The organism is Brachybacterium sp. Z12 (assembly GCF_014400405.1).
Classification (GTDB): Bacteria; Actinomycetota; Actinomycetes; order Actinomycetales; family Dermabacteraceae; genus Brachybacterium.
In genome coordinates this window covers 3,006,110-3,029,160 of the sequence record NZ_CP060496.1, presented here as the reverse complement: position 1 = coordinate 3,029,160, position 23,051 = coordinate 3,006,110, and the positions used below count along the sequence as shown (strand labels likewise).

Annotated in this window: 15 protein-coding genes, 1 tRNA gene and 6 pseudogenes; 13 read left to right on the top strand and 9 right to left on the bottom strand. The window is 68.8% G+C overall.

Annotated features, from left to right (window positions below; translation table 11 throughout):
• Positions 1 to 32: 32 nt before the first annotated feature.
• The 3 genes and pseudogenes from H3H54_RS16065 to H3H54_RS16055 form a co-directional block, all read right to left on the bottom strand.
• Entirely contained in the window at positions 33 to 1,610 is a 1,578-nt protein-coding gene (locus H3H54_RS16065) for an OmpA family protein (RefSeq protein ID WP_262424643.1), read from the bottom strand.
• A 171-nt stretch (positions 1,611 to 1,781) separates the two neighbouring features.
• Positions 1,782 to 1,991: pseudogene (locus tag H3H54_RS16060) on the bottom strand (ISL3 family transposase); the annotation flags it as partial.
• Positions 1,992 to 2,436: 445 nt separating this feature from the next.
• A complete protein-coding gene (locus tag H3H54_RS16055) occupies positions 2,437 to 3,087 on the bottom strand; it encodes a DUF6318 family protein (protein ID WP_262424642.1) in 651 nt (216 codons plus the stop codon).
• A gap of 149 nt (positions 3,088 to 3,236) precedes the next feature.
• Here H3H54_RS16055 and H3H54_RS16050 point away from each other — a divergent pair, with 149 nt between their 5' ends.
• From H3H54_RS16050 to H3H54_RS16030, 5 genes and pseudogenes are all read left to right on the top strand, one after another.
• The gene (locus H3H54_RS16050; RefSeq protein WP_262424641.1) at positions 3,237 to 4,976 is read left to right on the top strand and encodes an ABC transporter ATP-binding protein; all 1,740 of its coding nucleotides are present in this window, start codon (positions 3,237 to 3,239) and stop codon (positions 4,974 to 4,976) included.
• A pseudogene (locus H3H54_RS16045) lies at positions 4,976 to 7,083 on the top strand (ABC transporter ATP-binding protein). Before H3H54_RS16050 ends, H3H54_RS16045 begins: the two are co-directional and overlap by 1 nt.
• Positions 7,084 to 7,158: 75 nt before the next feature.
• Entirely contained in the window at positions 7,159 to 8,091 is a 933-nt protein-coding gene (locus H3H54_RS16040) for an ABC transporter substrate-binding protein (protein WP_262424640.1), read from the top strand.
• Positions 8,088 to 9,056: an amino acid ABC transporter permease gene (locus H3H54_RS16035; RefSeq protein WP_262424639.1), complete on the top strand. Its 969-nt coding sequence runs from the start codon at positions 8,088 to 8,090 to the stop codon at positions 9,054 to 9,056. The genes H3H54_RS16040 and H3H54_RS16035 overlap by 4 nt, the downstream gene beginning before the upstream one ends.
• Complete coding sequence (locus H3H54_RS16030) at positions 9,056 to 9,904, top strand: amino acid ABC transporter ATP-binding protein (protein ID WP_395962959.1); 849 nt, start codon at positions 9,056 to 9,058, stop codon at positions 9,902 to 9,904. The genes H3H54_RS16035 and H3H54_RS16030 overlap by 1 nt, the downstream gene beginning before the upstream one ends.
• A 52-nt stretch (positions 9,905 to 9,956) precedes the next feature.
• Here the strand turns inward: H3H54_RS16030 and H3H54_RS16025 are convergent, their stop codons facing one another.
• Positions 9,957 to 10,679 (bottom strand): hypothetical protein, encoded by a 723-nt coding sequence (locus tag H3H54_RS16025; RefSeq protein WP_262424638.1) that lies wholly within the window; start codon positions 10,677 to 10,679, stop codon positions 9,957 to 9,959.
• Between the two features lie 427 nt (positions 10,680 to 11,106).
• Between H3H54_RS16025 and H3H54_RS16020 the strand changes: the two genes are divergently transcribed.
• A complete protein-coding gene (locus H3H54_RS16020; protein ID WP_262424637.1) occupies positions 11,107 to 11,316 on the top strand; it encodes a hypothetical protein in 210 nt (69 codons plus the stop codon).
• 1 nt (position 11,317) lies between these two features.
• Here the strand turns inward: H3H54_RS16020 and H3H54_RS16015 are convergent, their stop codons facing one another.
• Both H3H54_RS16015 and H3H54_RS16010 read right to left on the bottom strand, forming a co-directional pair.
• A complete protein-coding gene (locus tag H3H54_RS16015) occupies positions 11,318 to 11,980 on the bottom strand; it encodes a hypothetical protein (RefSeq protein WP_262424636.1) in 663 nt (220 codons plus the stop codon).
• Positions 11,981 to 12,357: 377 nt separating this feature from the next.
• Positions 12,358 to 14,642 (bottom strand): annotated as a pseudogene (locus tag H3H54_RS16010) (HAD-IB family hydrolase).
• Between the two features lie 136 nt (positions 14,643 to 14,778).
• Here H3H54_RS16010 and H3H54_RS16005 point away from each other — a divergent pair.
• From H3H54_RS16005 to H3H54_RS15985, 5 genes and pseudogenes are all read left to right on the top strand, one after another.
• A complete protein-coding gene (locus H3H54_RS16005) occupies positions 14,779 to 15,555 on the top strand; it encodes an SDR family oxidoreductase (protein ID WP_262424635.1) in 777 nt (258 codons plus the stop codon).
• Between the two features lie 69 nt (positions 15,556 to 15,624).
• Entirely contained in the window at positions 15,625 to 16,380 is a 756-nt protein-coding gene (locus tag H3H54_RS16000; protein WP_262424634.1) for a lysophospholipid acyltransferase family protein, read from the top strand.
• Positions 16,377 to 18,085, top strand: a pseudogene (locus H3H54_RS15995) (FAD-binding oxidoreductase). The gene H3H54_RS16000 and the pseudogene H3H54_RS15995 overlap by 4 nt, the downstream one beginning before the upstream one ends.
• A gap of 5 nt (positions 18,086 to 18,090) precedes the next feature.
• Entirely contained in the window at positions 18,091 to 18,684 is a 594-nt protein-coding gene (locus tag H3H54_RS15990) for a histidine phosphatase family protein (protein WP_262424633.1), read from the top strand.
• On the top strand, positions 18,681 to 19,070 hold the full coding sequence (locus H3H54_RS15985; RefSeq protein WP_262424632.1) for a hypothetical protein: 390 nt from the start codon (positions 18,681 to 18,683) through the stop codon (positions 19,068 to 19,070). Before H3H54_RS15990 ends, H3H54_RS15985 begins: the two co-directional genes overlap by 4 nt.
• A gap of 64 nt (positions 19,071 to 19,134) precedes the next feature.
• Here the strand turns inward: H3H54_RS15985 and H3H54_RS15980 are convergent, their stop codons facing one another.
• Together H3H54_RS15980 and H3H54_RS15975 are read right to left on the bottom strand one after the other, a co-directional pair.
• Entirely contained in the window at positions 19,135 to 19,569 is a 435-nt protein-coding gene (locus H3H54_RS15980) for a hypothetical protein (protein ID WP_262424631.1), read from the bottom strand.
• Positions 19,557 to 20,143, bottom strand: a pseudogene (locus tag H3H54_RS15975) (alpha/beta hydrolase). Before H3H54_RS15975 ends, H3H54_RS15980 begins: the two are co-directional and overlap by 13 nt.
• Positions 20,144 to 20,838: 695 nt before the next feature.
• Between H3H54_RS15975 and H3H54_RS15970 the strand changes: the two are divergent.
• Together H3H54_RS15970 and H3H54_RS15965 are read left to right on the top strand one after the other, a co-directional pair.
• Positions 20,839 to 21,604: pseudogene (locus H3H54_RS15970) on the top strand (ThuA domain-containing protein).
• Positions 21,594 to 22,811 carry a Gfo/Idh/MocA family protein gene (locus tag H3H54_RS15965; RefSeq protein ID WP_262424630.1) on the top strand — a complete coding sequence of 406 codons (1,218 nt, stop codon included), beginning with the start codon at positions 21,594 to 21,596 and terminating at the stop codon, positions 22,809 to 22,811. The pseudogene H3H54_RS15970 and the gene H3H54_RS15965 overlap by 11 nt, the downstream one beginning before the upstream one ends.
• Positions 22,812 to 22,933: 122 nt before the next feature.
• Here the strand turns inward: H3H54_RS15965 and H3H54_RS15960 are convergent.
• Positions 22,934 to 23,006, bottom strand: a tRNA-Arg gene (locus H3H54_RS15960).
• Positions 23,007 to 23,051 lie beyond the last annotated feature (45 nt).

Here is a 23,051-nt window from a genome sequence, read left to right as displayed (position 1 = left end):
AGGAGGTCGGCGCGGTTACGCCGGACCTCCGCTCAGCTCGCGTCGGAGAGCACCGGTATGTCAGTGAGCCGGAATGCGTTGATCCCGGACCCGGGCCCAGCCTGGATGGTCACTGTCTCAACATCGCCCAATTTGGGATAGATGATGCTGTAGATGCGGGTTTGTCCCGAGTCGATCCTGCCCATGGTGTGCAGGTCTGTTGCGGGCAACCAGATCTCGGTGCCTGTCTTGTCGTCACCGTAGTAGTAGTCCATTGGTGCAATACGCGTCGTGCCCATCAGAATGGTGACCCCTGATGCTGACCGGTGGGCAGACCGGGTCTCTGAACCCCGATAGGACCAGAGACCAGCGAGGGAACCCAGACCGAACGACGAGTCGATCTCGTCGTCTACCGCAGTGACCTCGAGGTCCACGATCACGTGTCCATCGACCATTCGAGCTTGTGGCGCGCGGTATTCGAAGATGCGGGAGGAGTCGATCCGCACTCCTTTTTCCCCTGTTGCAGTGAGCCCTTCCTCCAACTCAGGGATGTCGCCGTCGGTCTCAACCTCGGTCTCTGTGGTGATCTCCGACGTGAGGGTCAGGGTGACCCGTCGATTGAGCGTGCGGTTCTCGTCTGAGTCGTTCGGGACAAGAGGTTCACCTTTGCCCTTGCCCGCGGTTTCGATTGGGAACTGTGCCTTGTCAATGTGTTTGGCGAGTTCTTCGGCAACGGCTTTCGCGCGCCGTTCGGAGAGTTTCTGGTTGTAGTCTGCGCTTGCGACGTCGTCGGTGTGACCGACGATCTCGATAGTTCCCGGCTCACGTGACTTCAGGTGTTTCGCGGCGCCCTTCACGGCATCGACGGCATCCTTAGTCAGAGTGTCAGCGTCTACGTCGAACAGGACGTCCGATCCGAGGGTGACCTCAACTTTCTCGGTTGAGCTCAGCGATTCCACGGCGCCGGCCAATTCGCTCGTGAATGATTCGAGCGGGAGGACCGGGGCCTGGACGACGGTCGTGATGTCGAAGGGCCGGTAGCGTTCCTCGGCGGGAATCGGTTCAGGGATGTCCCCGTCGATGATGGGAACAGAGTCGATGTAGGCGCCGCCCGGGAGGAAGAGCCCAAGCGAGTCGATTCCAGCATCGGGCGCGGCGAAAGCGAGTTGAATGCGTGGTTCTGGCCCATCCCCGGCACGGCCGTCGGCATACGTCGCAACTGCCTTGTCGTCGCTGTTCATCGCGACTGTGAACACTTGGTCGTTCGTGAGGTCGAGCAGGCGTAGCGCGGAGTAGGCAGGAATGCCGGTGAGTTCTCCGGTCAGCAGCGTGGTCGAGATGAAGCCGTCCGCGGGTAAGCCGTGGAAGTCGAGTGTCGCGACGACGAGGTCGTCTGCTCGAACCAGTGGTCGAACGGTGACTTCGACGTCGGCTCCAGCCAAGGGCACCGTGCGGGTCGCGACCGCGTCTTCGGGTGTGAGCGCCGCCTCGACTTCACTTGGGCTGTTGGTTGCGTTGATCGGACCAGGATCTGGCGAAGCGGTTCCAGAACAAGCTGTGAGCGTGAACGCAAGAGAGGCCGAAATGGCCAGGACAAGAACGGAACCCGTGTGGGTCTTGGCGCGGAGCATGAGCCAAAGGTAGCTGCGATCGGCTGAGACTTCCTCTCGGGGAACCTATGGATAGCACCAAAACCTGACGCGATCTATGAAAACAGCGCCGCCCGCTGCACGGGGCCGTCACTGCGGTGCCCTTCGACGGGCTTCGTCAGGAGTTTCGCCGAGAACAGCCTTGTATTGGCGTCCGAACGGTTCGTGCGCGAGTCGGCGCGCCACAGTGTCGCGTACCACGCCCTCGCACCCGCAGTTCCGACACCACCGGTCCGGCTCAACGACTCGGCACTCGATGACAGCGCGATCCGGCGACAGATGTTGCCCGACAGCGTGAAGTCCGAGCTCATCGAGCCGGCAGAACGTGGTCAGATCGGGCGTGACGAAAGTAGGCTGGGGCATGTCGAGGTCTTCCGGATGGGGAGTGTGAGAACTTCCATCCTCAGGGAGACCTCGACCCCTATCCGTCCAGCGACGCGCTCAGGCGACCACACCCTCGTTCGTGAAGAGCCCGTTATCTCTGTGTTGTTGACCTGGATCACATCCCCGGCTAGCGTATAGAAATCGTTTGCCGTCGCTGTCGGGTCGCCGTCGATCCGCGCCGTTCCCGACGAGCCGACGACCATGTCCCCAGCATTGCTCCCGCCCGCGAGGCCCCCGGGGCTGTCCACAAAGCCCAGGTCAGCGGGTGCTGGTCAGGTGCCGTGGCGCGTTGACGGGAGCGCCCGCGTCGACCGTTGCGCAGTGGGCGTTCTGCGCGCTCACACCGCCAACTACGCAACGGTCGCGCTGGCGGAGCACCAACTGCGCAACGGTCGTGCTGGCGTGCTGGCGGAACCCCTCGGGCTCAGCCCTTCGCGCCGCCGCTGTCGGAGGGGACGCCCGCCTCATCCTCTGGCGGGGCGATGGTCATGTCGGTCACGCGCCAGCGCTCACCGTCCCAGGCGACGGTGGCGATCAGCTGCCCGGTCACCTCGCTGAGCTGGTTGGCCTGCAGATTCGGATCGTCCACCAGGATCGACTCCTCTTGGGTGAAATCCGCGATCACGGTGCCCGTCGCGGGCGGCTCCCCGGTGCCCTCGAAGGCCGCCGAATGCACCACGAAAGCGCCGTCCACGAGGTAGCCGCCCTGCTCCGCGAGCGTCTCGGCATTGCCCAGGAAGCGTACGCACACCTCGCAGTTCGGATCCGTCGATCCTTCCCACACGGAGACGTCGCCGCTGCTCATCATGTAGTCGTAGGACTCGAGCAGGTAGGTGAGCGTGGCCTGCGCACCCTCGGCGCTCTGCTCGGTGAGCCCGGCAGGCTCCTCGGGTCGGGGCAGGTCGGGTCGGGGCGGCTGCTCGGCGGGGTCGACCGTCGGCCGGTTCTCCGGGTTCTCGACCGCCTGCTCCTCCGGGTCGGGGCCCAGCAGCTGGCCGAGGCCCACCGCGCCCAGCGGGACCACCAGCAGGACGGCGAGCGCGATGATGATGACGCGTTGGACAGGTCGATTCACCCGCACCACGGTAGACGACGAGCCTGGCCGCACAGTTCCGCCCTGCGCGGACCCGCCGTAAGTCGGATGCCGTATGTCTGTAGGAAAGCCTATGCTTCCTGGGTCGACAGGTCCGTGCCCGGCCACGTCGGCTCTTCGGAAGGATTCTCGTGACCCTGCTGCGCCTGGTGCTGAGGGGCTTGAAGCCGTACTCGATCTGGGTGCTCCTGGTGGTGCTCTTCCAGATCGTCGGCGTGCTGGCCGCCCTCTATCTGCCCACGCTCAACGCCGACATCATCGACGACGGCGTCGCCAAGGCGGACGTCCCTGTGATCTGGGAGCTCGGGCAGCTGATGCTGCTGATCTCCTTCGGCAACATCATCGCCCTGGTCGCCGCGAACTTCTTCGCCGCCCGCTCCGCGATGAGGACCGGCAAGGATCTGCGATCGAAGGTCTTCGCACAGGTCAGCTCCTTCTCTCCGCGTGAGCTCGCCGAGTTCGGCACCCCCTCGCTGATCACCCGTTCCACGAACGATGTCCAGCAGGTGCAGATGCTGGTCTTCTTCTCGCTGAACATGCTGGTCCAGGCCCCTGTCACCGGCATCGGCGGCGTGATCCTGGCGCTGCGGGTGGAGCCCGGGATGGCCTGGCTGATCGCGGTGATGGTGCCGGTGATGCTGGTCGCCGTCGGCATCCTGATCCTCAAAGCCGCCCCGCTGTTCAAGCAGATGCAGGGCAAGATCGACGACATCAACGGCGTGCTGCGCGAGCAGATCACCGGCATCCGGGTGCTGCGCGCCTTCGTGCGCGAGGACCGCGAGCGGGAGCGCTACGCGGTGGTCAACGACCAGCTCACCGACCTCAACCGCCGCATCGGCCTGCTGATGATCCTGATCAACCCGATCATCATGTTCATCCTCAACGTCTCTAGCGTGATGGTGCTGCTGGTGGCCGCACCGCGCATCGACGCCGGGCAGATGGAGATCGGTTCGATCACCGCGTTCATCGCCTATCTGATGCAGATCCTGATCGCGGTGATGATGGCGACCTTCATGACCATGATGATCCCTCGTGCGATGGTCTCCGCAGACCGCATCACCGAGGTGCTCGACACCGAGACCAGCGTCCACCAGCGCAGCGACGGCATCCGCGACGTCGAGGGGCCGGTCGAGCTGACCTTCGACAACGTCTCCTTCACCTATCCGGGCGCCGAGCGGCCCGTGCTCGAGGACATCTCCTTCACCGCCCGCGCCGGGCAGACCGTCGCGATCATCGGCGGCACCGGCGCCGGCAAGACCACCCTGATCAACCTGGTGCCGCGCCTCATGGACGCCACCGAGGGCAGGGTGCTGCTGAACGGGCATGACGTGCGCGACCTCGACGACGCACGCGTGCTCTGGGACCGGGTGGGCCTGGTCCCGCAGCGGCCCTACCTGTTCTCCGGCACGGTCGCCTCGAACCTGCGGTTCGGGGATCCGACGGCCGACGAGCAGGACCTCTGGCATGCGCTGACCGTCGCCCAGGGCCGCGACTTCGTGGCCTCGATGCCCACCGAGCTCGAGTCCCCGATCGCGCAGGGCGGCACCAATGTCTCCGGCGGTCAGCGGCAGCGGCTGTGCATCGCCAGGGCCCTGGTCGCGAAGCCCTCGCTCTACCTCTTCGACGACTCGTTCAGCGCACTCGACCTCACCACCGATGCGCGTCTGCGCGCAGCACTGGTCCCGGAGACGAAGGACGCGCTGATGCTGGTGGTCGCTCAGAGGGTCTCCACCATCACCGCAGCGGATCTGATCCTGGTGCTCGACAACGGCCGGATCGTTGGCCAAGGGACCCACACCGAGCTGCTCGAGAGCTCGGAGACCTACCAGGAGATCGTCCGCTCGCAGGGCGTCGAGGAGGAGGTGGCCTGATGACTGCTTCGAAAGACACTCCTCAGCATCATGAGGACCCCGCGACCCCCGTCGGCTCCCAGGCTCCAGCGACCCCCGCTGGCGACGAGGCGTCCACCGCGGCCGAGATCGCCGCGGAGAAGGAGGCCGCCCGCGGGCTGCGACCCGGCCAGAGCGCGAAGAACTTCTGGCCCTCGACCAAGCGCCTGGTGCGCGAGATGGGCCCCGAGCGGGCCTTCCTGTTCATCGCGATCGCCGTCGGCTTCGGGTCGGTCGCGTTCAGCGTCGTCGGCCCCCGGATCCTGGGCCGCGCCACCGATCTCATCTTCACCGGTCTGATCTCGAAGGAGCTGCCGGCCGGCGCCGACCCGCCGATGTCATCGCGCAGCTGCGCGCCGACGGGCAGGAACAGTTCGCGGACATGCTCTCGGGCATGACCCTCACACCCGGCGAGGGCATCGACTTCGGCGCGCTCTACCAGACGCTCGGCCTCGCCGTCGGCCTCTTCGCGATCTCCGCGCTGCTGATGTGGATCCAGGGCGTCGCCCTGAACCGCATCATCTACCGCATGGTCTCGCGCCTGCGCCGTGAGGTCGAGGAGAAGCTCCACCGGCTGCCGCTGGCGTACTTCGACAAGATGAAGCGCGGGGAGATCCTCTCGCGCGTCACCAACGACATCGACAACATCCAGAACACCCTGATGAACACCGTCACGGGGCTGGTCAACTCGATTCTGATGGTGTTCGGCGTGCTGTTCATGATGTTCACGATCTCGTGGCAGCTCTCCCTGATCGCGCTCGCGGTGATCCCGGTGGCGCTGCTGCTCACCGGGGTGGTCGGCAAGCGCGCGCAGAAGCTGTTCGCCCAGCAGTGGGACGCCACCGGCGTGGTCAACTCCGAGGTGGAGGAGGCGTACACCGGCCACGGCCTGGTGACCGTCTTCGGTCGCCGCGACGAGGTCGCCGCCCGCTTCGAGGAGCGCAACGAGACGCTGTTCCGCGCGACCTTCGGCGCCCAGTTCGTCTCCTCCCTGATCATGCCGCTGATGATGTTCGTGGGGAACCTCAGCTACGTCGCGATCGCGATCGTGGGCGGGCTGAGGGTCGTCTCCGGGCAGCTCACGCTCGGTGATGTGCAGGCCTTCATCCAGTACTCGCGCCAGTTCACCCAGCCGCTGTCCCAGGTCGCCTCGATGGCCACCATGCTGCAGTCGGGCGTGGCCAGCGCGGAGCGGGTCTTCGAGCTGCTGGATGCCGAGGAGCAGGAGCCCGAGACCACCGTGGACACCGCCGCGGCGGGCATCCGCGAGGGACGCGTCGAGTTCGAACATGTTGCTTTCTCCTACACACCCGAGCGCGAGCTGATCCGCGATCTCTCGCTGGTCGCGGACCCCGGGCACACGGTCGCGATCGTGGGGCCGACGGGGGCCGGCAAGACCACCCTGGTGAACCTCGTGATGCGCTTCTACGAGGTGGACGGCGGCCGGATCACGATCGACGGGATCGACATCCGTGACCTCACCCGTCCTCAGCTGCGCGAACGCACCGGGATGGTCCTCCAGGACACCTGGCTGTTCAAGGGCTCGCTCATGGAGAACATCCGCTACGGCCGCCTGGATGCGACCGACGAGGAGGTCATCGAGGCGGCGCGCGCCACCCATGTCGACGACTTCGCCCGCCAGCTGCCCGAGGGCTACGACACGGTCGTGGACGACGACGAGACCACCCTCTCCGCCGGTGAGAAGCAGCTGGTGACCATCGCCCGTGCCTTCCTCGCCCGGCCCAGCCTGCTGATCCTCGACGAGGCCACCTCGAGCGTGGACACCCGCACCGAGGTGCTGGTGCAGAAGGCGATGAACGCCCTGCGCGAGGGCCGCACCAGCTTCGTGATCGCCCACCGCCTCTCCACCATCCGCGATGCGGATCTGATCCTGGTGATGGAGGACGGTGACATCGTGGAGCAGGGCGACCACGAGCAGCTGCTCGCCGTCGGTGGCGCCTATGCCCGCCTCTACCGCTCGCAGTTCGAGGGCGCTGCGGTGGACATCGACGCCGAGGAGGAGCACGCCGGAGGCGGGAACGAGGACGAGGTGCCGACCACCACCGGCCCGATGGCGCTCGGCGGCTGAGCCGCGCGCCGGCGCCGCCGGTGAGACGCGTGACAGCGAGTTGTTTTCATGCAGACTCGTGAATACTATTCACCAGTGACTTCCCTCCGACCCCGCCGCCGCACCCTGCTGCGCGCCGCGCCTCTGGCCCTGGCCACAGGGTTGCTGACCCCCGCACTGGCCTCCTGCACCCGCGCCTCCGAGCGCCTCGACGCCGAATCGAACGCCGTGCCCGAGGTCGACCTCAGCGGCATCGCCGAGGTGCCCGAGATCTCCGCCCTGCTCCCGGCCGAGATCCGTGAGCGCGGCGAGCTCGTCAACGGCGCAGCGCTGAACTATGCCCCCGGCGAGTTCGTCGGCTCCTCCGGCGAGGCGATCGGCTACGACATGGACATCCTCGCGGCCATCGGCGCCGTGCTGGGCCTCGCCACCCGCACCGAGGCCGCAGTGTTCGCGCAGATCATCCCCGCCGTCGGCTCCAGCTACGACGTCGGCATCTCGAGCTTCACCGTCAACGAGGAACGGCTCGAGGCGGTCAGCATGGTCTCCTACTTCCAAGCCGGCATCTCCTACGCCGTGAAGTCCGGGAACCCCTACGACATCCATCCCGACGCCCTCTGCGGCAAAAGGGTCGCCCTCCAGGTGGGCACCTACCAGGAGGAGCTGTCCATCGAGCGCTCCCAGGAGTGCCGGGACGGAGGAGAGGGCGCCTACGACCTCCTCGCCTACGCCTCGAACTCCGATGCGGCGACCAACGTCGCCGGCGGCAAGGGTGACATCCTGATGGCCGACTCCCCGGTGACCGCCTACGCCATCGCCCGCTCCCGCGGGACCCTCGAGGAGATCGGCGAGATCGAAGAATCCGCCCTCAACGGCATCGTCGTCGCCAAGGACCAGCCCGAGCTGGCCGAAGCGATCCGCGCCGCCGTGCAGCACCTCATCGATTCCGGCCACATGGAGCGCATCCTCGCTGCATGGGGCAATGAAGCAGGCCTCATCCCGACCGCGGAAGTGAACCCCCAGCCGTGAGCACCACCCAGACCCCCGCCCCCGCTGACGCGCAGGGCTACACCCCGATCCGCGCCAAGGCCGCGCCCCGCCCCGGCACCTGGATCTCCGCCGCGATCACAGCCCTGCTGGTCCTGGGCCTGATCTCCTTCCTGGTGACCAACCCGGTGCTCGAATGGGGCACCGTGGCCACCTACCTCTTCGACATCAAGGTGGTCCAGGGCGTCGGCTGGACGCTGCTGCTGACCGTGCTGTCGATGGTGCTCGGCACCGTCGTGGCGCTGACCGCCGCGGTGATGCGCCGCAGCGACAACCCCGTCCTGCGGGGCGTGAGCTGGGCGTACATCTTCGTGTTCCGTGGGATCCCGGTCTACACCCAGCTGGTGTTCTGGGGCCTGTTCACCGTGATCGTGCCCAAGCTCGTGATCGGCGTGCCTTTCGGCCCCGAGCTGCTGAGCTTCTCCACCCGCGACCTGCTCACCGCCTTCTGGGCGGCCGTGATCGGGCTGGGCCTGAACGAGGGCGCCTACCTCGCCGAGATCATCCGCTCCGGCCTGAACTCCGTGGACAAGGGCCAGACCGAGGCCTCGAAGGCCCTCGGCATGAGCAACGGCCAGATCCTGCGCCGGATCATCGTGCCCCAGGCGATGCGCGTGATCGTGCCGCCGCTGGGCAACGAGACCATCGGCATGCTCAAGACCACCTCGCTCGTGCTCGCGGTGCCCTTCACCCTCGACCTCACCTTCGCCACCAACGGCATCGCCAACAAGCTGTTCACCCCGATCCCGCTGCTGATCGTCGCCGCGCTGTGGTACCTCGCGATCACCAGCGTGCTGATGGTGGGCCAGCACTTCCTCGAGAAGCACTTCGGCCGCGGCTTCGACGACCGCACCCCGGCCACCGGGCGCGGCACGCGCTCCCGTCAGGCCGCGGTCAACCGCGCCGGCACCACCCCGCACGACCCGCTCCCGGAGGTGGAGCTGTGATGACCCCTGAATCCCAGAACCCCCAGCACCCCCAGAACCCCCAGCACCCCGCTGAGCCGTCGGCCGCACCGGCATCCTCCACCGCCGTGATCCAGGTCGAGGGCGTCCACAAATCCTTCGGTGACCTGCATGTGCTCAAGGACTGCGACCTCACCGTCCGCTCGGGTGAGGTGGCCGTGCTGGTGGGCCCCTCCGGCTCCGGCAAGTCCACCCTGCTGCGCTGCATCAACCAGCTCGAGGAGCCCACCGCCGGGCGCGTGCTGATCGACGGCGTGGTCCAGGGCTACGACTCCGACCCGCTGCCCGACGGCCGCTGGCAGAAGCTCACCTCCGCCCAGATCGCCGCCCAGCGCTCCCGCATCGGCATGGTCTTCCAGCGCTTCCACCTCTTCCCGCACCTCACGGCTCTCGGCAACGTGATGGAGGCACCGGTGCAGGTGCGCGGACTGCCCAAGGCCGCCGCCGAGAAGAAGGCCCGCGCCCTGCTGGAGCGGGTGGGGCTCGCCGACCGCGCCGACCACTACCCCTCGGAGCTCTCCGGCGGACAGCAGCAGCGCGTCGCGATCGCTCGGGCGCTCGCGATGGACCCAGAGCTGATGCTCTTCGACGAGCCCACCAGCGCCCTGGACCCGGAGCTGGTCTCCGAGGTGCTCACGGTCCTCAAGGATCTTGCGGCCGACGGGATGACGATGGTCGTGGTGACCCATGAGATGGGCTTCGCCCGCGAGGTCGCCGACCAGGTGGTGTTCATGGACGAGGGCCGCATCCTCGAACGCGGCACCCCCGAGCAGGTCATCGACCACCCCGAATCCGAGCGCCTGAAGGGTTTCCTCGCCTCCGTGCTGTGAGCCGGCTCGTCCGTGCTCACCGCCGGCTCGGACCGGGGTGGGTGCGGCGCGATCAGCTCGCGGGGATCTCGAAATCGCCGCGGAACTCGGGGATGGTCTCGTCCTCGCCGAGGATCTTCGTCTCGGGGCGGATGTAGGCACCTTCGAGGGTGTCGGCGGTGGTCTCGACGTAGATCGGGACGTAGCCGGTGTGCTCGCCGTCGCGACGCGGGGCGCGCTCGAAGTACTCGTGGCCAGCCGCAGTCACCTCGTCCTCGACGTTGGCGTAGTTGACCTCCTCGCCCCCGTCGAGGAGGAAGAAGTCCCGGACGCTGATGGTGCCGCCGAACTGGTCGCCGGGCACCACCTTCACCTCGAGGTAGACCATCTCGCCATCCGGGTTGTCGCTGGCCATGTAGTACTCGGTGGGGTTGTGACGCACCGCGGAGACGATCGTGACCACATCGCCGGTCTCCTCATCGGTGAACTCGGTGCCGACCTCCACCACGGTGGGCTCGCCGGCCGCTGCGGCGTCGCCACCCTCGGCGTCGGCCTCCTCGTCGGTCGCGTCCTCGGAATCCTCGGTGGCGTCATCGCCCTCGCCGGCCCCCTCCTCGGCCTCTTCCGTGTCGGCGTCCTCGGCAGCCTCAACGTCCTGCTCGGTCTCCTGCTCCTCGACGCCTGCTGCCCCGTCCTCGGGGTTCTCGGTGGCCTCGTCGGTGCCGCCGCAGGCGGTCAGGGCGAGCATGGTGGCTGCGGCCAGTGCCGCGCCGCGGGCGATGATCGTGCGGGACATGATGTTCTCCTCTGGTGGTGCCGAGGTGCGGCGGTGGCCGTCCCCCGACGGTGACTGAGCTGCACGGATCGTGCTGCCCTGAGCAGTGCTCCGGCTTCTGTGCTGGGCTGCTGATGATGCTCGGAGCTTAGGCAGGCGGAGATGCGCGACGCCATGGGGAGAAGTCCCCGGGCAGGGCTGCCCCAGGTAGAGCTCCCCGCCGGCCCGGTCCCCGTTCATTCCTGCCCGCAGCTCACCACCGGCCCAGACTCCGTCGGTCCCCGCCGCCAACCATTCATCTGTCCTCAGCGTGGGTTGAACGGTCTATATCCGTTCAACTCTCGCTAGTGACAGATCTCTGGTGGCAGCGGGGCGCGGGAGACGGCGGGAGAGGTGGAGGGGCAGGAGAGGCGGCGGGAGCTAACGTGAGCCAGCGTGGGCCGAGACGATGTCTTCCGGCACCGGCACCGGCACCGGCACCGGCACCGGCACCGGCACCGGCACCGGCACCGGCACCGGCACCGGCACCGGCACCGGCACCGGCGCTCAGCGGGCGGCCAGCTGCTCGACCTTGCGTCGGCCGAAGGCACCGACTTCGTCGATGGTGGAGAGGATGTCCTCCTGCGTCGACTCCCATCGGCGCCAGACCTGCTCGTAGCTCAGCCGGAGCACCTGCAGCCCGTGGCGGATGGATCGCAGGTCACGGTTGCGATCCCGGCCGAAGGCGTCCTCGCCGGAATGGAAGGACCGCCCATCGATCTCCAGGAAGACCCCACCGACGTACGCGTCGATGAACCCACTCCTTCGACGAACACCTGCTGCTCCACATGGAAACGTCGCCGGCGCAGCCAGCGCACCACCCTGGTCTCGGATCCCGAGTCACTCGCAGTGGACAGCATCCCGATCCGGGACCGGACTGCGGCGGGTGCACCGTCGAGGAGCTCCTGCACTGCGGTGGGGGTCAGCAGGCGGTGTTCGATCGCGGATTCGAGCAGGATCGCGCACGTCTCACCGCTTTGACAGCGGAGCGCGTGCTCCAGGGCGAGAGGGAGGGAGGCGACCGCGTCCGCCTCGGGCCAGGTCCGGCTCCGCGGAGAATGCACCAGCAGGCCCGGCGGGGCCGTGGGTCCGCTGCTGGGCTTATGGACGTGCAGCAGGTCCTGCTCGGATGGGCTTCGGTGAGGAGTCCACAGCCCGTGCAATGCCGCCGCGTCCGCGCAGGTGAGTCGATACCCCGCGAGGAGGGCAGTGAGCACATCGGGCTGCGCGGTCGGCTGCGCGAACCAGCCGCGGGCGACACGTCGCAGCTCGCCGCGTTCCACAGCGGTGCGCAGTGACCAGTCGGTGTGGCCCCTAGCCAGCAGCTCTTCGCGCCGCGCGACACCGAGCTGCCTCGGCCCGAGGCGGAGCGTGCCCCGCCGCTGACGGAGCGGACGGTACGGGGGGCGCGCCGCGCTCCCCGGCAGCGTCAGTCGACTTGGCCCATGCATGTGCCGAGTCTCAGCGAGAGCGACGCTGCGGCAGGCGGAAGCGGCTGGCACTGTGGACTGGGACGCAGTGTGGAGGAGAGGTCGAGGCGGGGCCAGCCACCACAAAAATGTTGTAGGCGTGAGTTGAACGCTGTATAGCCGTTCAACTCACGCCTACGGCAGAGTTCTGGTGGCCGGCCCCGTCTGGTGGTTGGGGCGCCCTCAGCCCCTCACCACTCCAGGATCTGCCAGCGCTTCTTCTTCGCCACCGCGTACAGGCCCAGGTCCGGGGCGACCGCGGCGGGCGTGCCCACCAGGGCCAACCACGCGGCATCGGCATGGGAGTCGCCGTAGCCGTAGGAGGTGGACAGGTCCGCGCCGTGGAGGTCGGCGTACTTCCGCAGCCAGTTCGCGCGGGCCTCGTCGACCAGCGGCGGAGTGGCGAGGTAGCCGGTCATCACACCGGAGGCGTCCTCGTCCATGTGCGTGGCGATGACTTCGTCGAACAGGTCGGCGAGCGGCTCGACCAGCACGTCCAGCGCGCCGGAGACCAGCACCGTGCGGTGACCGGCGGCGCGGTGGCGTTCAATGGTCTCGAGGGCCTCGGGCAGGATCGAGGCGCGGATGCGACGCCCGGCCTCGCCCTGCATCAGGGTGCGCAGATCCGCGCTGCGGTAGCCCTTGTAGCGGCGGTTGACCAGGCGGATCAGCTCGGAGCGGTCCCGCTTGTCGGCGCGCAGGTAGCCGGGGACGGAGGCGAGCAGCCCGCCGATCTCCTTCGGCCAGGTGCGGCGCGGCTTCGTGGCGCGGACCACCGCGAAGTACTGCTGGACGATGTTCGTCGCCAGCACCGTGCCGTCGAGGTCGAACACGGCCAGCGTGTTCTCGGAGGGCTTGAGCTCGGGGGCGGGGCGGGATGCACGCTTCTTCTGCGCCGACTTCGCGCGGGAGTACGCCTTGGTCAGATCAGTGACGGCCGGCAGGTGCTGCTTCTGGAAGTAGTCCTTCCAGACGAGCCCCGTGATGTCGAAGTCGTGGGTCTCGAGGAAGTCCGCCGGCAGCTCCTCGCGCAGCGCGCGGGTGTTGGCGTCATCGAAGACCATCTCGGTCTTGGTGTAGTGCCGGTACAGCTCGATGTACTTGCGCAGCATGGTCAGCCCGGAGGTGGCCTTGTGCAGGCCGGCGGTCCATTCCCGGGTGCGCTTGGTGGCCGGGAGGTAGGCGACCGCGGCGGAGCCGAGCTTCGCGGAGAGCTCCTTGGCGCGGAATCGCTGCTCGACCATCTCGACCGCGGGGAACGTCCACTCGGGCACATGGATCGGGCGGCCCTTGTCATCCTCCAGCGGGTACTTCACGAAGTACTCGCGCACCGCGGAGACCATCTCGTGGAAGGGCAGCGGGTTCGAAGCGCCGGAGACCACCTGGAAGTACGCATCATCGCCGCGGCGGGAGACGTCCTGGGTGGCCAGGGCGACGATCACATTGACGACATGGTCCACCGGGATCACGTCGAGGATCGAGTCCGCCAGGCCGGGGAACTCGGGCAGCACGCCGCGGCCGTAGGCCATGATCAACGGATCGGCCACCTTGTAGCCGTCGATCCAGCCCGGGTAGGGCTTCTTCATCGCGGACTCGATGATGGAGGGGCGCACGAAGGAGACGCGGTGGCCGTTCGCGGCCCACAGCTCCTCGGCGACCTGCTCGGCCATCGCCTTGGTGAAGGTGTAGATGTCGGTCCAGCCGACGGACTGGGCGCGGGTGCGGCCGAAGTCGATCAGACGCTCGTCGACCCACTCGCGGCGGGCCTCCTCGGAGGCCGAGGCGACCGCCCTTGGGCCCATCCTGCCGTGGCGTCCCGTCGCCGCGTTGATCTGGGAGCGCAGAGTCTCGGGCCGGCGGGATTCGGCATCGACCCGGGCACGGGCCTGGAGGGCCGCCTCGTACTCGGCGCGCCAGTCGACGTCGGCCTGGAGCGAGCCCTCCTGGCGCAGACCCTTCGAGATGCCGCCGACGTAGGCGGTGGAGACGTGGATGACATGCGGGTCCTGGCCCGAGGCGAGCAGCGCCTCGTAAAGATTCTGCGCGCCGCCGACGTTGGTGCGGAACGCCTCGTCGATCGGCGGATCGAAGGACACTGACGACGCGGAATGGATCACCACGTCGTACGGCTCGGTGAGCTCGGGCATGTCAGTGAGATCGCCCTCGAGCACGCCGACGCGCTCGTCGAAGATCTCCTTCAGCAGCGCCTTGCCGTCGGCGCCGTCGGCCCCCAGCAGTTCTGCCCAGGAGGAGAACACGGGCTTGCGCAGCAGCTGCTCGAGCCGCTTGCGCGGCCGCTGACGGAGCCCTTGGGGCGCACGACGGCGGTGACGTGGACGTCGGACGTGGTCTCCAGCAGCGAGCGGAGCACCGCCTGGCCCAGGAAGCCGGTCACGCCGGTCAGCAGGATCCGACGCCCTCCGCTGGTCGTGCCGCCGGTGGCGGACTGAACGGCGGGGGAGGTGGTGTGCGACATGGGATCCTCTGATGGACGGGTACGGCGGGGGCGCGGCACGCGGTTCCGTCCGGCGCGCTCGCGGACTGCCCTGCGGGGCTCCCACCTGGGAGCTTCTCCGCGCTGGTCAGGGCCTCGCTAGTGTATCGTAGCCGCCATGCATAGGGCCCTGATCACCGGCGGCACCGCAGGCATCGGGGCCGCGTTCGCCAGAGCGTTCGCGGGTCGGGGGACAGCTCTCGTGCTGGTCGCGCGGAACCCTGAACGCCTCGCCGAGACCGCCGCACAGTTACGACGCGAGCACGGCGTCGAGGTCGAGACGATGGTCGCCGACCTCTCCGACCGCGAAGCGCAGCAGCACGTCGCCGACCGCCTCGAGTCGACCACCGATCCCGTGGACGTCTTCGTCAACAACGCCGGCTTCTCGGTGAAGTCCCCGCTGCTCGAGGAGGACCTCACCCAGCACGACCTCGGTTTCGAGGTGATGGTCCGCGCGGTGCTCAAGCTGGGCGGCGCCGCAGGCCGGGCGATGAGCGCCCGCGGCCGCGGCTGGATCATCAACGTCGGCTCCGTCTCCGCGCTGGTCACCCAGAACAACTACTCCGCCATCAAGGCGTGGGTGGGCAACTACTCCGAGTCCCTCGGCGTGCAGCTCAGCGGCACCGGCGTGAATGTCACCGCCCTCATGCCGGGCTGGGTGCGCACCGAGTTCCACACCCGCGCCGGGATCAAGGGCTCTTCGATCCCCGGGGTGCTGTGGCTCGATGCCGACCGCCTGGTCGAGGACTGCCTGCGGGACGTCGCCCGGGGCAAGCCGGTCTCCATCCCCTCGAAGCGCTGGAAGCTGATCGCGGGCGTGCTGCGCACCACCCCGCGTGGGATCGTGGCCCGGTTGAGCGCTGTGCTCAGCCATCGCCGCAGCCGGGAGAAGTGATCGCTTGACCCCCAGGACACGCCGGAAGAGCCCGTCCCCGCCGAACAGCCCAAAAGCCGCTCGGAACGGGTGCGGGCCTCGCTGTCCGCCCGCTCTCGCGGTGAGGGCTGGGAGAGGCCCGAGGGTGGGCTGGCCAAGTACCGCTCTCGCGCCCGAGCGGCGATGCGCTTCGTCCTGCAGCGCGGGTTCTTCGGCGCCGTGGTGAGCTCGAACCTCACCACCTCGAAGGTGGTGCACCGCAGGGTGCGCACCGTGCGCGGACCGTTCGTGCTGGTCGCGAACCACTCCAGCCACATCGACGCCCCGATGCTGGCCCGCTGCCTGCCCTGGGCGCAGGCCCGCTTCCTGTCCACCGGCGTCGCCGCGGATTACTTCTTCGCCGTCTGGTACCGCCGCCTCTTCGTCCGGGTGATCTTCAACGCTTTCCCCATCGACCGCGGCGGTTCCCGCAAGCACGCCGGCACCTCGCGCAAGCTGCTGCGGGCCGGGGTGCCGATCCTGGTGTTCCCCGAGGGGACCCGTCAGCTGGACGGGAAGATGGCAGAGTTCAAACCGGGCGCCGCGGCACTCGCGATCGGGGTCGGCGTGCCCGTCGTCCCGGCCGCGATCATCGGCGCGCATGAGGCGATGCCCAAGGGCCGCAGCTGGCCGAAGAAGGGCCGGCCCCCGGTCGCCGTCGTCTTCGGCGAGCCGATGATCTCCCACGAGGACGAATCCGCGGTGGAGTTCTCCACCCGGATCCGCGCCCAGGTGAAGAGCCTGTACGACGAGCATTACGACGAGGTCCTGGGCAGGGCTGTCCGGGACGAGGAGGAATCCGCATGAGCGAACGGCTGAGCGCACGCGAGGTCAAGCGGCACAAGTGGTGGGGGTGGGGTCTGGATGACGTCACCTTCCGCTACGACAACAAGCCGGCCTTCGCCCCTCTCGCGAAGAACAAGGTCGGCGTGGACCTGGCCATGAAGGACACCCCCGTCGAGCCCGAGCTCTCGGACTTCGAGGTGCCTGCCAGCCGCCTCCCGGCCGCGGTGCGTTCGCTGCTGACCGGCGTGGTCGGCGAGGCGAACCTGCTGGACGATGACGAGTACCGCGTCGTCCACTCCTTCGGCCGGTCCCTGCCGGATCTGTTCCGGGTGCGCGCCGGTGACTTCGCCCGCCTGGTCGACGCGATCGTCTACCCCGCCTCCGAGGACGAGGTCGCCGCGGTGCTGCGCGTCGTGCTGGAGGAGGACCTCGTGCTGATCCCCTACGGCGGCGGCTCCAGCATCTCCGGCTCCGTCACGCCCGACGTGGACGAGCAGCGCCCGATCCTCACCATGAACCTCGGCCGCATGCGCGAGGTCATCGAGATCGACGACACCTCGGGCCTCGCCCGGGCCGAGGCCGGCGTGTACGGCCCCGACCTTGAGGAGCAGCTGAACGCGAAGGGCTGGACCGTCGGCCACTTCCCGGACTCCTTCACCTACTCGACCCTCGGCGGCTGGGCCGCGACCCGCTCCTCGGGGATGCAGTCCGACAAGTACGGCGACATCGAGGACATCGTGCGCGGGCTCCGCATGGTCCATCCCGACGGCGTCGCGGTGACCAAGCCGATCCCGGGCCGCGACTCGGGCCCGAGCGTGCACGAGATGATCCTGGGCAGCGAGGGCCGCCTGGGAGTGATCACCGAGACGACCGTGCAGGTGCACCGCATCGCGCCGGTGCGCCAGGTCATCGCCTACATGTACCCCGACTGGGAGCACGGTATCCGCGGGATGCACGCGATCGCGCGCTCCACCGACGTCACCCCCACCTTCACCCGGCTCTCCGACGGTCCGGAGACCGAGTTCAGCCTCGCCATGGTCAAGGAGCCCAGCTCCACCAAGGGCAAGGTGGCCGCGAAGGTGCAGGACGGGCTCTTCGCCTACCTGCGCTCCAAGGGCTGGGACACCACGAACGAGATGTCGATCTCCTACGTCTGCTTCGAGGGCTCCAAGGAGTCGGTCGAGCAGCAGAAGTCGATCGTGAAGAAGATCGTGAAGAACAACGGGGGCATCACCCTCGGTGCGGGCCCCGGCGCGATCTACGACCAGAAGAAGTTCGACACCCCTACCTGCGCGACTTCCTGATGAACTACCAGGTCTTCGGGGACGTCTGCGACACGGGGGCGACCTGGGCGAACCTCAACGCCGTCCACGCTAAGGCCTTCGAGGCGTTCTACGCGGCGCAGGAGGCGCAGGGCCTGCCCGGCTTCATGTTCTCCCACATGTCGCACAGCTACCACGCGGGGGCCTGCCTCTACTTCACCTTCGCCTTCCCGTACTCCTCCGACGAGCAGGCGCTCGAGCAGTACTACGTGGCCAAGCGCGCCGTGCAGCAGACCTTCGTGGACCTGGGCTCCACGGTCTCGCACCACCACGCGGTGGGCACCGAGCACCAGCCGTGGATCACCGAGGACATCGGTGAGGTCGGTGAGCGCATGGTCAAGGGCCTGTTCGCGGACAACGACCCGGGCCGGAACCTGAACCCCGGCAAGATCACCACCCCCTGAGCGCCGTGACGAATCAGGTCTGGGTGCTGCGCCACGGCGAGTCCACTGCGAACGTCGAGGGGTTGATCGTCTCGGTCCCCGGGCCGCGGGCGCTCACCGAGGTGGGCCTGACGCCGCTCGGCCGTGCCCAGGCCCGCGAGGCCGCCGACGTCGGCGCTGCGCAGGGCCTGGGCCCGGGCACGGTGGTGGTCTCGAGCGATTTCGCCCGCGCCCTCCAGACCGCTGAGGAGTTCGCAGGCGGGCTCGGCACGGCCGCGCCGAGCCTGGATCAGCGCCTGCGCGAACGCAGCTTCGGCCGGCACGACGAAGGCCCCGCGAGCGCCTACGACCAGGTGTGGGAGATCGACCGCGGCCGCGGCGCCCACGAGCACGAGGTCGAGCAGGTCTCCGCCGTCGTCGCCCGGGTTCTCGCGGTGCTGCGCGAGGCCGACGAGATCGCCCGCACCGCACCCGTGGTGCTGGTCGCCCACGGGGACGTGCTGCAGATCGCGCTCGCGATCGGCGCCGGGATGGACCCTCACGATCACCGCGACGTCCCGCACCTGGCCAACGCCGAGCTGCGCGAGCTCGGCCCCTCCCGCGCGGGCGCCGACGCATGAGCGCGCACCCTGCGGCAGGCGTGGTCCTGACGGTGCGGGCGGAGCCGAGCGCCGTCCAAGCCCTCCTCGAGGAGTTCTTCACCGGGCGGGGCTGGAGCGCCCGTGAGCACAGCCCCGGCCGGCTCGTCTTCGAGATCGGCAGCCGACGCCGCACGGTGTTCCTCGGCGCGCTCGCCGGCTCCGCCTTCCACCTCACCGCCGCGATCGAGCTGCGTGAAAGCCCCGGCGCCACCGAGATCCGCTACCTGTGGGGCGAATCCGCGGGGCGGGCCCTCGGCGGTCTGCGGGGCCGTGCCCGGGCCGCGCGCACGCACCTCGAGACGGCCGCCGCTCTCGAGCAGCAGCTCGAGGCCGACGGCCGTCTGGTGAGGGCTCGGAGGATCTGAGCCGGAGGCTCAGGCGCGCCTTCTGGCCTGTTCTCCTGCCGCTCGCAAGCTCACAGCACGTCGATCAGGAGTTGAGCACCTCGAGCATGCCCGGGAGGTCCTCGGCGAAGCTGCGATTCCACAGGCCCCACTCGTGGGTCTCGCCGTCGTCGACGCGGAAGTCGTGCTCGATCCCGGCATCGGACAGCGCGTTCGAGAAGGCCGTCTGCGTGTGCATGACGACGTTCTCCTGCAGATCCATCCCGAACTGGTCCAGGCGCTCCTGGTACTCGCCGATCAGATCGTCCATCCCGTCGAAGCCCAGCAGGTCCAGCAGCGGGCCGTTGCCGGTGCGCAGGAAGATGCGCTTGTCGCGGTAGGCCTCGATGTTCGCCAGTGGGTTGTAGCCGTGGGCGATCTCCGGGTACGGCTCCAGGCCCCAGATTGCGCCGGGGCCGTTCGCGTTCAGGCCGTAGCGGGGGACGTCGCCGAGCGGCGAGACCATGATCAGCGTGCCCACCAGTAGCCCGGCGGGGAGGCACCGCAATCGGCGGGGCCGGAATAGGAGCTGACGGAGCGGAAGTGGCCCCAGTAGCGCTGCCCCAGAGCGAGGGCGCCGAAGCCGCCCATCGACAGGCCGGCGATGGCCATCCGGTCCGGGGCGGTGCGGAAGTTGGAGTGCACGAACGGGAGCACCATGTCCATGATGAACGACTCCCAGTTGGCGGTGAGCCCGGGCCGGGGAAGTTCGCGTTGGAGTAGAAGGAGCCCGCACCGCCGTCGGGCATCACCACGATGGCCTCGTGCTTCTCCGTCTGCTCGATGACGTTGCCGTGGTTCGTCCAGTCCTGGTACATGCCCCCGCCGCCGTGCAGGAGCAGCACCACCGGGTAGTGCTTGTCCGGGTTCTGGTCGTACCCCGCCGGGACGGTCACGCGCAGGGACGGGGCGAAGGTCTGCACCTGCCCGCCGGTGTCGAAGCGGAAGTCGACGGAGCGGATGTCCTCATGGGCCCAGTGGTCGATGATGCGCAGGTCGCCCGCGTCGTGGAAGCCGCTGAGGGCGGAGGCGCTGCCCGCGCCGAGGGCGACCATCGGTGCGACGGCCGCGGCTCCCAGGAGCAGGGCGCGGCGGGAGGGAACTGGCAGAGCGCGGCGGGAGGGCGCCGGCAGAGCGCGGCGGGAGGGAACTGGGAGATCTCCTCGGGAGGTGGCCGACGGGGCGGCGGACGAGTGGGCGGGCACGGGCCGGGACATGGGTCCTCCAGGACGCAGAGAATGGCAGTGTGTCACGCAGCACACTCGCCCGGCGTGACCGTGGTGCACAAGAGGTGCAGGTCGCCGTGGGGTGTCGGGGCCTGTCGGTGCGGCGCACCTTCGTAGAGGGGTGGCCGGAAGTGTCAGGCATGGCCGGAGGGCTCGTCCGTTGGTGCCGGGTCGATGTTCCCGTCGGTGCCGGGTCGATGGTGCTGAGTCCGCAAGGAGGCATCGGCCCGGCCCGTGCGGGGCTCCGGGCCCCGGCGGGGATCCCGGCGGCGGTCGCCCGCCCCGAGAAAATGCAGGCTCCCTCGCCATTGAAGGAGCCTGGAGTCGACCATAGTCGGACCAGGTGAGAAACAGATCACATCCCGGTCACGGTTCCGGGCGGCGCTCCGGTGGTGTCGGCCGGTGCGTGGAAGTGCTGTGCGCACCCGGACGCCGGGCCCGGGCGGCCACGCCGCGGCTCTACGATGGGACCACCGTCACCGCGGACGAGCCCGCGGACCACGAGCGACAGGATGAAGAGCACCATGGCACTGCGCATTGCCGTGTTCGGCGAGAACCGGCACGAAAAGGTCGACCAGAGGGTCCAGGAGATCTATCCCGAGGGGATGCACACGGTGATCGCCGAGGGGCTGCGAACGCTGCTCGCGCGGCCGACGGCGTCGAGGCTGAGGTGCGCATCGCCCTGCTCGACGACATCGAGGAGTCCCTCTCCGAGGAGGCGCTCGCCGAGACCGACGTGCTCACCTGGTGGGGTCACATGGCCCATGAGGACGTCCCCGACGAGATCGTCGAGCGCGTGGTGCGCCGCGTGCACGAGGGCATGGGCCTGGTGCCCCTGCACTCCGCCCACTACTCCAAGCCCTTCAAGGCGCTGATGGGCACCACCTGCAACCTGCTGTGGCGCAACGACGGCGAGGAGGAGCGGGTGTGGACCGTCAACGGCTCCCACCCGATCGCCCGCGGCGTCCCCCACCCGATCGTCGTCCCCGAGCAGGAGATGTACGGGGAGATGTTCGACATCCCCGCCCCGGACGAGCTGGTGTTCGTCTCCTCCTTCGCCGGGGAGAGGTGTTCCGCTCCGGTGCCGCCTTCCGCCGCGGCAAGGGCAAGATCTTCTACTTCAGCCCCGGCGACCAGGAGTACCCGGTCTACCATCAGGCCGAGATCCAGCGGGTGCTGGCCAACGCCGTGGTCTGGGCACGCCCCGAGGAGCGCGAGGCCGCGCCGGTCAAGATCGCCAACGCGCAGCGGGATTGGTTCCGCGGCGGAGAGGTCTCGCGTGTCATCTGAGGCGACCGTAGAGACCTTCACCGACACCTCGGGTGCGCCCACCCCGGGCCCCGGCCTGACCGAATTCCCGCGCCTGCCCTCGGACCGGCCCGCCCGCGTGGTGGTCGTCGGCGCCGGCGGGATGGGCAGCTGGTGGGCGCGCGAGATCGTCGCCAGCGGCGTCGCCGAGCTCGTGGGGGTCGCCGACCTCGTCGACGGCGCCCCGCAGCGTGTCATCGAGCAGTCCGGGGTCGCGGACCCGTCGGCCGTGCACACAGGCACCGACGGCGTCGAGCTCGCGCTCGAGCTGGGCGCCGATCTGCTGGTCAACCCGACCGTGCCGGTGGCCCACCACCCCGTGACGGTGAAGGCGCTGCACGCCGGCATCCCGGTGCTCGGCGAGAAGCCCGTCACCGAGACGCTGTCCGAGGCGCTCAGCCTGATGGCACACACGGAGCTGACCGGCGTGCCGTTCATGGTCTCGCAGTCGAGGCGCTTCTTCCGCCAGGTGCGGCAGCTGCGCAGCTTCGTCGCCGCCCACGGGCCGACGGTGATGACCAGTGCCTTCTTCTCCCTGTTCGTCGAGCACGACGGCTACCGCCGTACCCAGCAGCACCCCCTGCTGCGGGACATGGGGATCCACGCCTTCGACGCCGCCCGGTACATCACCGGAGCGGACCCGGTGGCGGTCACCGCCCATGGCACCCGCCCCGACTGGAGCGTGTACTCGCACGACGCGACCGTGAGCGCGACCTTCGAGATGTCCGACGACTCGCTGTTCGCGTATCACGGCACCTGGAACGCCCGCGGACTGCCGACCGGCTGGAACGCCGAATGGCGCGTCGCCGCCCAGCACGGCTCGGCCACCTGGGACGGCACCGACGCCCCGGTGCTCGGCACCGAGGACCTGGAGGCGACCGCACGGCTCCAGGACGAGGTTGCCGCCGAGACCGCCCCGGAGCCGGACCAGATCGCTGCGTCCCTCGTGGAGTGCGTGAGCGCCCTGCGCGAGGGCCGCACCCCGATGTGCGAGGTGCACGAGAACCTGCTCAGCTTCGCGATGGTCGAGGCAGCTGTCGCCTCCGTGGAGCGTGGGCAGCGGGTCGAGATCGACGAGCTGCTCGAGCAGGCGCGCGTCGGGGCGATCGCCGCCGAGACCGATCCCGCGGCGCGGGAGCGGATGCAGTCCTGGACCTCGGTGCGGGACGCCGCCACCGCCGCCGCCTGATCTCAGCCCCGCCGGCCCGGCAGCGGACCGGCGGGGCTGGGCCCGGGCCGGCGCACAGAGCCGACGACGAAGAAGCCCCTCACCACACCATTCGGTGCTGTGAGGGGCTTCTTCACACAAAGTGCGCCCGGAGGGATTCGAACCCCCAACCTTCTGATCCGTAGTCAGATGCTCTATCCGTTAAGCTACGGGCGCTTGCTGGCTGGACCAACCTGAACTACTTTAGCGGCCCGTCCAGAT

What these genes read in the sequence shown, in the direction of transcription:
- H3H54_RS16005 (WP_262424635.1), top strand. Translation starts at nt 14,779, where the DNA reads ATGCATAGGGCCCTGATCACCGGCGGCACCGCAGGCATCGGGGCCGCG.
- H3H54_RS16025 (WP_262424638.1), bottom strand. Translation starts at nt 10,679, where the DNA reads ATGTCCCGCACGATCATCGCCCGCGGCGCGGCACTGGCCGCAGCCACC.
- H3H54_RS15985 (WP_262424632.1), top strand. Translation starts at nt 18,681, where the DNA reads ATGAGCGCGCACCCTGCGGCAGGCGTGGTCCTGACGGTGCGGGCGGAG.
- H3H54_RS16030 (WP_395962959.1), top strand. Translation starts at nt 9,056, where the DNA reads ATGACCCCTGAATCCCAGAACCCCCAGCACCCCCAGAACCCCCAGCAC.
- H3H54_RS16020 (WP_262424637.1), top strand. Translation starts at nt 11,107, where the DNA reads ATGTCTTCCGGCACCGGCACCGGCACCGGCACCGGCACCGGCACCGGC.
- H3H54_RS16065 (WP_262424643.1), bottom strand. Translation starts at nt 1,610, where the DNA reads ATGCTCCGCGCCAAGACCCACACGGGTTCCGTTCTTGTCCTGGCCATT.